We start from the raw sequence: 13,309 nt of genomic DNA, 5'->3' as shown, positions 1-13,309 counted from the left end.
TAGTATTGTTCCTGTCTATTTGTAGGTTGTTTGTATAATAAATTCCTTAAATACTGCCCAATTGAGCCGCTGCCGCCCGATCTACAAACCAGTAAACACGCCCCCCATTGGGTTTTACTAACTGGCTTGGCAAGGTTTGAGGCTGATAATCGCCTTCGAGAACTCGCTTTAGAGTAGGCGCTTTATCCTCTCCGACTACCATGAACCAAACCTGCTCTGCCCGGTTTATGGTTGGTGCGGTTAGTGTCAGACGATTAGCGTTCAATTTTGGGACAAAATTTGCGGCTACCGGATGCCCGCGCTCCTGTAGAGCAGCTGTGCCGGGAAACAACGAAGCGGTATGCCCGTCTGGTCCCATTCCCAGCAATATTAGGTCAAATTTAGGGAAGTTTTCCGGGCTAGGTCCCTCACCGGATTCAAGCTCAAAGAACTCTTGTAACAGGTTGGCGTAGTTTGTTGCGGCTACTACCGGGTCAGGGTTTTCGCCTTCCATCCGAAAAATATTGGCGAAAGGAATCCCTACAAAATCCAGTAAATTTTCCTGCACCATCCGGTAATTACTGTCAGGGTGATCGGGTGGCACACACCGCTCATCCCCGAAAAATAGATAGGTATTGAACCAGTCTATTTGTTCGCGAATCGGCGGTTGCGCCAGTATCCTGTACAACTCGCGGGGGGTGTTACCGCCTGCCAGAGCAATTGTAAAACGCCCTCGCTGCCCTATACAGTCTGTGGTGTAAGCGGCAAGCCTTTCAGCCGCCGTTTTGCTCAATTCCGCCAGATTTTCAAAGATTTGGATTTTAATTTGCGGGTCTATATTATGCATATTATACTTGGCTACCATTGTCACCAAACTTGCTGGCGTAAACCAATGCTCCCTCAAATAGCGAGTCACCACCTACCATGCTCAACTCTTCGTGCATAAGGTTGGTTACATCTCGCAATGGTAAGAGCGCCGAGAAGGTTGAAACAATCTGCCCATTTTCCTCGATTTTGCTGTGGGCATGCTCCAAATCGTCCGCAAGGGTAAGGGTAAAAACCGCTTCCCTGTTTTCATTCGGTAGGCTAGAATAAATCCGCAAGGAGGTTATTCCACCTAATTCATCTTTCCGCTCGTTGTGACCATGAAATTCAATGTTTAGAGGTTGCCCTCCTCGGTTGATTATCAGGCTTGCATTTGAGCCACGCACTTTGAGAGCAAAAGCAGGTTTCCAGTTAAGCACCTTAGCAAACCATCCTACCAATAATAATGCTTCAGAGAAATTCGGCTGCTCGAAATCGTAGGGAGCTTCGTATTCGATTTCCAATTTATCTACGGTATAAAGATACGGTAGGAAACTGGTATTGTCAAAAAACTGTGAAATTGCGCTACGCCACGGAGTCAAACGTGTCCAGTTCAAATCACTAATACTAACCTTATGCTGGGTGCTTTCTGCTAGGTCAGCTAATTGCTTGAAGCTGGTAGTTGGTTTTTTGAACAGTCGAGAATCCACAACAAGGCGGTCAGCCGTTTCAAATAAATGTTGGAAAAGATTAAGTTGCGAGCCAAGGTCGTACCTCCACCACAGCGTTACCGGTAAATCTGAAACCAACAAGGGCAATACCATGCTACTGATGCGTTCTGCGCCCGTTCCTCGTCCCTCAATAGTTATCTGCTCACAACATACTTTCCGCCCTTTAGGGTCAGGCATCTGGCAATGTGCCGAAATCCAGGCAGTTATTTCTTCCTCTGGGTCATTTGGCTTTGAAAGTAATACGATACTGCGACTTGGGTAAGTCCAAGTCAATCGCGCAATCGAATTAGTTGCTTGCTCTAACTCCTCATCGGTTTCAGTACAAATTACCAGATTCAAAACGCAAGCTCGCATAACAGCCGGTTCACTATCAGCTTGTCGTGTCATATCGGTGGCTTGCCAGAGTGCGGTTATTCCTTTTTCTATGTCTTCAAGCGCAATATTATGAGCTTGTCCCTGTTCGATAATCTGTTGTAAAGAATCGTTATTGATTGTACCGGTTCCACTGCCGAACATTTTAATATTTGTATTATCGGTCACGGCTAATTACCTCGCTTTGTTACAACCGTCGCCAGCGGCGACCGTCCTTCTCGATGAAATCATCCGCTTCTTTTGGTCCCCATGTCCCTGACTCATAATTAGGGAAATTAGGAGTCATTAGATAATTCCAACCATTGGTGATTGAATTAACTATTGTCCAGGCTTGCTCAACTTCATCGCGGCGGGCAAACAGAGTAGAATCGCCCAGTAGCGCGTCAAGAATCAGCCGTTCATAGGCATCGGTAGCCACATTGCCAAAGCTTTGCCCAAAGCGGAAATCCATAGTTACCGGGCGAATTTGCATTGCTTGACCGGGAACTTTAGCCCCAAAACGCATTGAGATACCATCATTGGGCTGGATTTGCAAAGTCAATACACTTGGTTCAATATTAGTTTGCGGGAAAAGGCGGTGTGGTGCGGCTTTAAATTGCAAGGCTACTTCAGTCATGCGTTTAGGCAAGCGTTTGCCGGTGCGTAGGTAAATTGGCACGCCTGCCCAGCGCCAGTTCTCAACAAAAAGTTTGATGGCTACGAAAGTATCCGTGACCGAATTAGGGTCAACCCGTTCTTCTTCACGATAACCCTTGACCGGCTTACCGAAAATTACTCCGGCGCCGTATTGACCGCGAACGGTGCGTTGTACTACATCGTCTGTATCTAAGGGTGCGATGGCACGTAAAACTTTCACTTTTTCATCACGTACCGAATTTGCTTCAAAGTTAATGGGCGGTTCCATACATACGAGGCTGAGCAATTGCATCATATGGTTTTGCACCATATCTCGAATTGTTCCCGAATGTTCGTAGTAAGGTCCTCGCCCTTCCACTCCCAATTCTTCAGACACTGTCATCTGTATATGGTCTATATAGCGACGGTTCCAGAGCGGTTCAAAGATGCTGTTAGCAAAACGGAACACCAAAATATTCTGAACAGTTTCTTTACCCAGATAGTGATCAATGCGGAAGACCTGATTTTCGCGAAACACCTGTGCTATCGTTTCATTTAACTCTTGTGCGCTATTCAAATCATGCCCGATGGGTTTCTCTACAATAATGCGCGACCACGCGCTCGAACCAGCTTTTTGGGGACGTGCCAAGCCAGACGCTCCTAGATTCTCGATGATAACAGGGTAATCGCTTGGGTTAGTGGCGAGATAAAAAAGTCTGTTTCCTTGAGTACCTTGCTCTTGGTCGAGCCTTCCAAGCAAGTCGGCTAAACGCTGATAACCTTCCGGATTTTGAAAATCGCTGCTGATAAAATGAATTGTCTGTGTAAACTGTTCTTTTGCTTCTGGCATAATCGGGCGACGGCGGGAGAATTGGTTAATAGATTCGACCAGAGATCCCCGGAATTGTTCGTCTGTAAGAGGGCGACGCGCAAAGCCAATCACGTTAAAATTGGCAGGTAAGTGACGCTCAATTGCAAGATTGTAAAGAGCAGGAATCAATTTTCTGTGAGTTAGATCTCCCGTAGCTCCAAAGATAACCATCACACATGGTTCAGGCGTGCGCTCAGTTCGCATGCCTTCCCTGAGTGGGTTAATGGCATGGGTAGCTGTAGTTGTGAGAGCCTGCGTCATAACATTAACTCTTTCTGTATCAGGCATTATATATTTCACATGGGTTTTTATTGCCCTTGTTTTTGAGAGAACTGGTGGCGTGGGAATTAGCCGTGTTGTTTTTCCATTTCCCCAGTAACGGTAGATAGCACCGCATGCCCCCCAAACTGGTTACGCAAGGCAGAAATCACCTTAGCGCTGAAGCTATCATCTTGGCGGCTGACAAACCGCGCCAATAACGAAAGGGTCAAGATTGGCGCAGGAGTGGATTGGTCAATCGCTTCTTGTACTGTCCAGCGTCCTTCACCGCTATCCTGTACAAACCCCTTGATATTCGTTAGGTCGTTGCCTTCGTTTTCAAAAGCATTTACCGCCAACTCAAGTAGCCAACTTCTGACTACGCTGCCGTTCATCCACATTTTGCTTATGGAAAGCAGGTCAAGGTCGTACCGGCTGTTTTTCAAAATTTCATAGCCTTCGCCATACGCTTGCAACATGCCATATTCAATACCGTTGTGTACCATTTTTACGAAGTGTCCCGCGCCGCTTGGTCCACAATGCAAGTAACCGTTTTCAGGAGCTAAGGTCTTGAATAGCGGATATAGATGATCCACTTGCTCTTTATCTCCCCCCACCATCAAGGCATAACCTACCGTAAGACCCCAAACGCCGCCGCTGGTGCCGCAATCAAGATAATGTATCCCCTTTTGTTTCATTAGTTCGTGGCGGCGGATAGTATCTTTATAGTTGCTATTTCCACCGTCAATAATAATGTCGCCGGGCTTGAGCAGGTCTGAAACCTCATTCACATACTGTTCGGTCACATCACCGCTCGGAACCATAAGCCAAACCGCTTTGGGCGATTCTTGCAGTTGTTCCACCAAATTTTGCAGAGAGGTCGCGCCGACTGCTCCAAATTTAACTACCTCTTGCACTTTGTCTTGGGAACGGTTGTAAGCGACTACGCGGTGTCCACCCAGAGTTACCAATCGCTGAACCATGTTTGCGCCCATGCGCCCTAGACCTACAAATCCTAATTCCATATTCTATTTAAACCTTTCTCAATTAATATCTTAAAAAACCGTAACCATGAATGGGGTTCTGACTATATCTATACAATATCTGGTGTAGAATATCAAATCGGAAACTTTGGTGTAATCAAACTAAATCAATGTACTGCGGCATGCAATGGTTAAAACCACAAAAAGTTCATGCCCAATGAACGGTTACTAAAAAACTACTGTTACGCTCTATTTAAAAGCGGGCAAAGATTTGCATTGAGCATCTAATATTCCGCGCTCTTACTTGTCTCTGCCCGTTTTATGCGGTTATTAATTAATACTAACCTTTGTTAGCCAGCACCAATTGTCGTTTGGCTTCTACTCCTGCCAGCAAGGTTTCAAAGCTATCAGAAAAGCTCTTAACCCCCTCTGCCAGCAATTGGGCGGTTACCTCGTCTATGGAGACTCCGTAAGTTTCAAGGGCTTTAACGTGAGCTTTCGCTTCCTCATAGCCCTTGTTTACGGTTTCGGATGCCACGCCATGATCGCCAAAAGCTACGACTGTTTGCGGTGGCATAGTATTGACTGTATCCCGCCCAATCAATTGCTCTACGTAAATTACATCACGGTAGGCGGGGTTTTTCGTGCTGGTGCTTGCCCAGAGTAAACGCTGCTTACGTGCGCCTTGCGCTTCGAGGTTCTTCCAGCGTTCTGTGCTATAGATTTGCTCGGACATTTCATAGGCGAGGCGGCTATTACCGATGCCTGCCTTACCGAAAAGCTCTGCGGGTGCGTCCTTCTGTTCCAGCAACTTGTCCACCAGCGAATCCACGCGGCTAACAAAGAAGCTTGCCACACTCGAAATTTCGCTCAAGTTTTTCTTGCCACTTTTCGACAGTTCTTCCAAACCTTCGATATAGGCATAGGCTACTTGCTTATAAGAATCAAGCGAGAAGATGAGCGTAACGTTCACATTAATGCCAGCCCCAATGGTGGCAGTAATAGCCGGAATGCCTGCTGGAGTGGCAGGGATTTTAATCATCAGGTTAGGTCGATCTACGCGGGTGTAATAATACACCGCCGATTTTTTTGTGCCTTCGGTGTCGTTTGCCAGTGTCGGGGAGACTTCCAGCGAAACATAGCCGTCCAAGCTGTTACTTTCATCATACACTGGGCGGAAAATATCGGCTACATCCTGAATGTCTTTAATCGCCAATTCATCGAAAATACCCGCCGCATCTTTGCCTTCACTTGCTGCATGCAAGATTTGCTCGTCATACTCTGCTGAACTGCTAATAGCTTTCTCAAAAATGGTGGGGTTGCTGGTTACTCCAACTACCGCCTGTTCCTGAATCATGCGGGTAAAACTGCCATCTTTAATCAAGCTACGTGACACATTGTCATACCACACGCTCTGTCCGTACTTCTGCAATTCCTGCAATGGGTTGCCCATAAATACTCCACTCCTTGTCTTTTCTCTCTCTGATTATTTTGATTTAGGGGTTTTCGCTTTGGGCAAGGGGCTTTATGCCCCCTGCTTATTGTTTCAAGCGAAAGTCTATATAAATATCCCGCCTAGTGGAAGGATTGGTTCATAATCTTCTTCGCTAGAGCGCGTCCTTCTTTCGGGGCGCTTATCAACTTCTGCGCCAGTTCCGTAATGGTTGGCACATTGAAGCCAAAGTGTTCTGCTACTACATCACCGGGTGCGCTTGCGCCGAAATGATTAATTGCCAGCGACGCGCCTTCCCCGCCTATATAGCGTTCCCAACCCATCGGGCTTCCCGCTTCTATAGACAAGCGAGCGGTAACATTGGAAGGCAATACTTCTTCCTTGTATTCTTCCGATTGCTCTTCAAAAATTTCCCAACTAGGCATACTTACTACCCGCGCTTGCACGCCTGTTGCCGTTAATTCCTCCTGAGCCTTAAGCGCAAGGCTCACTTCTGACCCGGTAGCAATCAAGATAACCTGTGGTGTGCCGGAAGGGGCTTCACTCAGGATATACGCGCCCTTAGCCAGATTTGCCGTTGGGTATTTCTCAGGTTCGAGAACGGGCAATTTCTGGCGACTCAGGATAATGCAAGATGGACTGTGTTTTCGTTCCAATATGACTTTCCAGGCTTGCGCGGTTTCGTTGGCATCGGCTGGGCGAATTACCGTCAGATTATGAATAAGGCGAAGGCTGGCTAAATGTTCGATTGGCTGGTGGGTTGGTCCGTCCTCACCTACTCCGATGCTGTCATGGGTGAAGACAAAGATGGCTGGAATACCCATAAGGGCAGCCAGTCTCAAGCTAGGGCGCATATAATCGGCGAATACAAAGAAGGTCGCCCCGTAGATTCGCAACCCGCCGTAGAGAGTCGCCCCGTTTATGGCTGAACCCATACCGTGTTCACGCACACCATAATGAAGCGTGCGACCATCATAAGAACCGCCCTTTTCAGCGTTCGGCTGGAATCCGGGATAATGTTCGAGGCTTGTTATGGTAGAATCTGCTAGGTCTGCACTACCGCCGATAAAGTTGGGTAACTTAGGTGCAATCGCATTTAATACCGTACCGCTGGCGTTGCGAGTGGGAATAGAACCGCTGCTGAATACCGGAAGCACTTCTTCCCATCCTTCGGGCAATTTGTTATCCCATGCCGTTTCGAGTTGCGCTGCCAGTTCAGGGTAAGCCGCTTTGTATGCTTCCCATTTCTTGTTCCATTCTGATTCCAATTGTGCGCCGTTGTCAATTGCCTGACGGTACAATGCCAACGCCTCTTCCGGCACATAGAATTCAGGCTCTAGGGGCCAGCCTAACTTTTCTTTGGTTGCTTTTACATTGTCTTTGCCGAGTGGGCTACCGTGCGATTTTGCGCTATTTGCAAGAGGGCTGCCATAACCAATGATACTTCTCAAGTTGATTAAATGGGGCTTGCCTTTAACTTGCTTGGCAACTTCGATTGCAGCTTCTACCGCTGCCACATCGTTAATATTGCTTACATGCTGCACATGCCACCCATAAGCCTCAAAACGTTTCCCAACATCTTCGGTAAAAGCAATCTTGGTATCGCCTTCAATAGTGATATGGTTATCATCATAGAAGTAAATCAGGTTATCCAGTTCCAAATGCCCTGCCATTGAAGCGGCTTCGCTGGCTACCCCTTCTTCAAGACAACCATCCCCCACAATGACATAGATATAATGGTCGATTATTTCATGTCCCGGTTTGTTATAGGTTGCCTGAAGAAATTTCTGGGCGATACCCATACCTACACCGTTGCCGAAGCCCTGTCCTAGTGGACCGGTAGTGGTTTCTACCCCCGCAGTCATTCCATATTCAGGATGACCGGGGGTAATGCTGCCCCATTGCCGGAACTGCTTTAACTGTTCTAGCGGCAAATCGTAACCGCTCAGATAAAGCATGGCATAGTTAAGCATTGAGGCATGACCGTTGGAGAGGATAAAGCGGTCACGATTGTGCCAGTGTGGGTTGCGTGGGTTATAGTGCATCTGGCGAGTCCATAGCAGATAGGTAAGTGGGGCAAGCCCTAATGGTGCGCCGGGATGTCCAGAATTAGCTTTCTGGACACCGTCCACCGCTAGAAAGCGGATAGTATTAATGGCTAATTCTTCCAGTTTTGGGTCAATGCTGGTCAATTTTACAATCTCCTTTTTAATCGCGGTAAAAATGAGTTATGGCAATACGTCCGGGTCTATTTCTAGATATACCTCTGGTAAACGGGCGCTCGATTCGGGCTTTTTAATTTGGTAGGGGATTGGCTTGGGAATCATAAAAAAACTGCTCTTACAGAGCTTCTACCGGACTCAATTACAAAAGCAAGCGAAATTTTGGCTATTTCTCTTGCTATGTCCGGCGTAGAATATTATTCCTGTCCATCCAACCTACCAGAATTGCGTAGCCCTGCATGCGTGGGAATTTTGTCCCACTACATCAGTTTAATTTTCTGTTTTTCTGGAAAATCCAATTTGGCGACTCACTATTTTACATGTCACAATTTAACATAGCCTTGCTTGTTTTTCAACTATGAACGCTTAGGCAAGTCTGATTGTAGCTTGTAGTGATACTGGCTAGACTAGGAAAATGCCGTGTTTCCGAGGATAATGCAGAGGTTTGCGGGTTTCTAGTCCTTGCGTCAATATGGCACGAGTATCGGTGGGGTCAATAATATCATCCCAAATTGGGGATATTGTCCACCGTCAAAAAACAATTCTAGAAGTTTGCGGCTGGTGAGTTTGCCGGAGGCATGCTGCTACTTTTTTTCTTTTTGCCCCCCCAATTGTAAGGCAGTAGTTTTGCGCTCTTTTAGGTGCGCTACTATTTTCTTTTTTGTGGGGGGGAGCGTTAGGGTGGTGCGTATTTGCTAACTCAACCGCCGCTATTATTTAATATGAGCGGGCAAAAAGAGCTTCACAGGTGGCAGGGTTGCCGGTGTAGAAACACTTTTTGCCTTGCATCCCCTCTGCGGGTTGGTCAAAAGGAATCACGCGCACAGTGGCTTTGGTTTCTTCTTTGATTTTTAGTTCCGCCGCGCTGTCCTCAGACCAAGGGACTCGGATGAAACCGCGTTTTTCTTCCAAAATCTTCTTGAATTCGTCATAGCTATCGGTGTGGTAGGTATGCTCATCTCGGAACTTTTTGGCTTTGTCGTATAACGCTTTCTGGATTTCTTCGAGCAGAACAGGCAAACGTTCTGTAAGCGCGTCCACGCCTACAAATTCTTTGGCGCGACTATCGCGTCGCACCAGCACCACGCTATTGTTCTGAACATCGCGGGGTCCGATTTCCATACGAACAGGCACGCCGCGCATTTCGTACTCGGCGAACTTCCAGCCCGGCGTATTTTCGCTCAGGTCGGCAGTTACGCGCACTTTGCCCTTGAGCAATTTCTTGACGCGCTCTACCATTTCGAGGACGGCTACCTTTTCCTCCTCCTTGCGCCAGATTGGTACTATTACCACTTGATGTGGGGCAAGCCGTGGCGGGAAAATCAGCCCGTTGGTGTCGCCATGTACCATAATGATACCTCCAATCATGCGGGTGCTAAGACCCCAACTGGTGGTGGAGCAATACTTGCGCTGACCGTCGCTATCAAGATATTGGATGTCAAAGCTTTTGGCGAAATTCTGACCGAGATTATGGCTCGTTCCAGATTGCAATGCCTTGCCATCGCCCATCATCGCTTCGATGGAGTAGGTGCGGAGTGCGCCCGCAAATTTTTCGTTTTCGCTTTTGCGTCCGGTAAAGACCGGGATAGCGGCATCTTCTTCGGCGAAAGAACGATATACATCTAGCATCATGCGAGTGCGTTCTTCGGCTTCTTCGAGGGTGCGGTGGGCGGTATGCCCTTCTTGCCATAGAAACTCAGCGGTACGTAGGAACAGTTTAGTGCGTTTTTCCCAGCGCACCACGTTATTCCAAAGATTAATCAGGATGGGCAAATCACGATAGCTTTGTACCCACTTGGCATAGCTGTAACCGATGATTGTTTCACTGGTAGGGCGCACGGCGAGGGGTTCTTCTAGTTCTTCTCCGCCCCCTCGTGTAACCCATGCTACTTCGGGAGCAAAGCCTTCCACATGTTCGGCTTCTCGCTCAAGGAAGCTCTTGGGTATGAACAGTGGGAAATAGGCGTTGACCACATCGGTTTCTTTAAACCGTGTGTCTAGCGTGTGCTGGATATTTTCCCAAAGGGCGTACCCGTAAGGGCGTATAATCATACAGCCGCGCACAGGCGCGTAATCGGCGAGTTGCGCCTTAATTACCAGTTCGTTATACCATTCGCTGAAATCGTCTTCTTTATCAGCCAATTCCTCGACGTACTTTTCCTCGTTAGCCATACCGTCCTTCTTCAAGAAATGCGAAATTTTGACAAAAGATTTTATTACACAAGGCAAATTATACTATAAGAGCGGCTTTTCAGCCGCCCTCGCTTACCTGATACAGGTTGTGAAATGTGAATCCACCAGGCGCGGCGAAGAATTAATAATCGCTATCGGGTGGAGGGTCGAACGCGCCTGCCCATGAATATCCAAGAAAGATGTAAATTACGCCTACTACTACCGAGAAGCTTAAAAGCAGGGCATTGCCCAAATCCATACCGCCGTTTATTAGCAAAAATGCTGCCCTGATTACAGGTATAATTACCAACGCTACGCCTGTAACGAAACAAACAAAACCGTAAATTTTGCGGATGCCTTCTTCGTCATCGGCATTTTCGCTGGTCAGTTCGCGGATAGTGCTGATACCAATACCGACAATGATAATCAATACGCTGAAAACAGCCAGTCCAAAGTTTATATTTGCTCCACCTGCCAGCGCAAAGAACTCACCCAAAGTAGTCATCGCCAGCCCAAGAAAGAAAGTGAAGAAATCGAAAATTGTAACCATTGCGGCACTTTTGGCTTTTGGCGTTTGTCTAGCCACCCGGGTTCTCCTTTCCATAACTACAGTCGTTTGAATTCATTTTAACATAATATTTTAAGTGTTGTATAGGTCAAAGGAAATTAGTATAATATTTAGCGTTATATATACCTTCACTTTGTTAGCTAAGCAGCCACTGAACTCCAAAATGAACAGGTTGTCGCATGCCCAATTCGTTGGATAGGGACAAAAACAATATAGGTAATCAGCTACAAGTAGCGTCTATTCATTCTGGAATTGAAGAAGTGTACAAACAATCTTCTCAGGGTGGCGCTTTTCCGCTGCGAAATAGCTTGGGCGGGCGGATTCTTGCCGGATTTTTGGCAATAGCTTTTATGAGTCTCGTGGTCGCGCTCGTTGCAATCCTTTATACCAGCCAGTCTGGAAACAGCCTGAGTACACAGGAAGAACTTGACCAACAGGTTACAGACGGGGTGTTACGCCTTGAACTAGCAGTAGAGCGTCAATTTAACGCCGCGCGGGGTGTATTGCTTAGCCTTGATTCGGCTGATACGGATAAGGAATTTTCCGAAGCTACCCAGCTTTATGAAGCTGCCAGCGTTCAGCTAAATAAAGCCTTTGAATCGCTATCTCTACCCCGGCGTAGTGACAGCCAGACTCAGGAATTGCACGATAAATTTTCCACCACAATAAGCCAGATTCGCACTATAAATTTGGAAGATTTCAAAACTACCGCTATCTACACCTATGAAAGAGTGGCGCGAGAACAAAAGAATAGACTGATTACTGCTATCAATAAAGACCTTAACCTCTATCGTGAAGAGATTGCCCGCAAAATACGAGCGGCACGTGAGCAGGGTACCTTGATTACGATATTATCATTGGCGCTGGCACTGATGACAACTCTCGGCGGTACTATAGTAGCGACTTTAATTATTCGTAGTATAATGCGCCCTCTTCGTGAACTTGCCACCGTTGCCGACGCCCTTCACAAAGATAATTATGATGTTCCTGTACCACAATCGAATGGCAATGATGAGGTTGTCCGCCTTGCCGGAGCAATGGGACGAATGGCGGAAAATTTAAGAATCTCCCGTAATCGTCTGCAATCTTCCTTGAATGAGACTCGCCGTCGCAACCGTGAATTAACCGCTGTCAACCGGGTTATGGCTTCCATTAGCGCATCGCTTGACCTCGACCAAGTGCTTAATGACGCAATGGAAGAACTTATATCGGTCTCAGAAATGGAGCGTTGCGCGGTCTTTCTGGTTTCGCCGGATAGACAGCTTTTGCGATTGGCCCTACATCGCGCCCAATCAGAGCAGTCGCTGAATATTTTCAACAAGGGGCTAAAGGTGGGAGAATATATGACCGGGCAGGTTGCCGAAACCGGCGAAATCATCTACCTAAATGATAATGTACTTGAGGATTCGCGGGTTCCGCCGGACATACAAGCTCAAAGCTCTATTAGAAGTTATTTGGGTATTCCTTTCACTAGTAGTAGCGGAGTGGTGGGCGTAATTGCGATGACTAGCGATTTCCCCAAAAACTTTACCGATAATGATATAGTTCTATATAAAGCCATCGGTAGCCAAATAGGTATCGCGGTAGAAAATGCCCAGTTATATTCACAGGCGCAACTGGTGGCTGCCCTAGAAGAACGCAACCGTCTGGCGCGTGATCTGCACGATTCGGTTACTCAGACTCTTTTCAGCATCACCCTTACTGCTGAATCGGCGCGAGCAATGCTTATTAAAAAACCTGAGAGGGTTGAGGCTCAACTCGATCGTTTGCAGGTTATGGCACGAGGGGCATTGGCGGAAATGCGTACTTTAATTTTTCAGTTGCGTCCCGTTGCGTTGGAAGAACAGGGTTTGGTTACAGCCCTTCAAAAACATATTGAGTCGGTCAAGGCAAAAGAATATCTGAATATTGAATTTGACGTATTCGGGGAACGTCGGCTCTCTAATGAACATGAACAAACCCTTTATCGCATTACTCAGGAAGCCTTGAATAATATTATGAAACATGCTCAGGCAAGCAGGGTTCTTATCAAGTTGACAATAGATGACCGGAAAGCCGAGTTATTGATACACGATAACGGAATAGGTTTTGAACCACAGGAAGTAGTTAACGGTGGTAGCATAAATCAAAAATCTCTGGGTATGACCAGTATGCGGGAAAGAGCGGAATTAGCTGGTGGCACGTTACAAATAGAAAGTAAGCCCGGTGAAGGCTCTAAAATAAAAGTAATATTGCCCTTGTTGGTTGCGCCGCGTCCGGTTGGCTTAGGTATATATTAAAG

9 protein-coding genes are annotated in these 13,309 nt (G+C 47.0%); 1 reads left to right on the top strand and 8 read right to left on the bottom strand.

All coding sequences use genetic code 11. From position 1 onward, the window contains the following. Positions 1-46: 46 nt before the first annotated feature. The 8 genes from pgl to WCK19_RS12890 form a co-directional block, all read right to left on the bottom strand. On the bottom strand, positions 47-844 hold the full coding sequence (gene pgl / locus WCK19_RS12925; RefSeq protein WP_342397803.1) for a 6-phosphogluconolactonase: 798 nt from the start codon (positions 842-844) through the stop codon (positions 47-49). Next, positions 828-2,054 (bottom strand): glucose-6-phosphate dehydrogenase assembly protein OpcA, encoded by a 1,227-nt coding sequence (locus WCK19_RS12920; protein ID WP_342397802.1) that lies wholly within the window; start codon positions 2,052-2,054, stop codon positions 828-830. Before WCK19_RS12920 ends, pgl begins: the two co-directional genes overlap by 17 nt. A 19-nt stretch (positions 2,055-2,073) precedes the next feature. After that, on the bottom strand, positions 2,074-3,633 hold the full coding sequence (zwf, locus tag WCK19_RS12915; protein ID WP_342397801.1) for a glucose-6-phosphate dehydrogenase: 1,560 nt from the start codon (positions 3,631-3,633) through the stop codon (positions 2,074-2,076). 86 nt (positions 3,634-3,719) lie between these two features. Then, entirely contained in the window at positions 3,720-4,655 is a 936-nt protein-coding gene (gene gnd / locus WCK19_RS12910; RefSeq protein WP_342397800.1) for a phosphogluconate dehydrogenase (NAD(+)-dependent, decarboxylating), read from the bottom strand. A 298-nt stretch (positions 4,656-4,953) separates the two neighbouring features. Then, positions 4,954-6,066 (bottom strand): transaldolase, encoded by a 1,113-nt coding sequence (gene tal, locus WCK19_RS12905; RefSeq protein WP_342397799.1) that lies wholly within the window; start codon positions 6,064-6,066, stop codon positions 4,954-4,956. 122 nt (positions 6,067-6,188) lie between these two features. Continuing rightward, positions 6,189-8,258 carry a transketolase gene (tkt, locus tag WCK19_RS12900; RefSeq protein WP_342397798.1) on the bottom strand — a complete coding sequence of 690 codons (2,070 nt, stop codon included), beginning with the start codon at positions 8,256-8,258 and terminating at the stop codon, positions 6,189-6,191. A gap of 747 nt (positions 8,259-9,005) precedes the next feature. Further along, positions 9,006-10,460: a proline--tRNA ligase gene (proS, locus tag WCK19_RS12895; RefSeq protein ID WP_342397797.1), complete on the bottom strand. Its 1,455-nt coding sequence runs from the start codon at positions 10,458-10,460 to the stop codon at positions 9,006-9,008. Between the two features lie 142 nt (positions 10,461-10,602). Continuing rightward, positions 10,603-11,046: a hypothetical protein gene (locus WCK19_RS12890; RefSeq protein ID WP_342397796.1), complete on the bottom strand. Its 444-nt coding sequence runs from the start codon at positions 11,044-11,046 to the stop codon at positions 10,603-10,605. A gap of 161 nt (positions 11,047-11,207) precedes the next feature. Between WCK19_RS12890 and WCK19_RS12885 the strand changes: the two genes are divergently transcribed. Further along, complete coding sequence (locus WCK19_RS12885; RefSeq protein WP_342397795.1) at positions 11,208-13,307, top strand: histidine kinase; 2,100 nt, start codon at positions 11,208-11,210, stop codon at positions 13,305-13,307. Positions 13,308-13,309: the final 2 nt, after the last annotated feature.

Origin of the sequence: Candidatus Chlorohelix sp. (genome assembly GCF_037138995.1) — a bacterium.
Lineage (GTDB): Bacteria > Chloroflexota > Chloroflexia > Chloroheliales > Chloroheliaceae > Chlorohelix.
The sequence above is the reverse complement of the archived record's forward strand: the minus strand, read 5'-3'. Positions and strand labels throughout refer to the sequence as shown.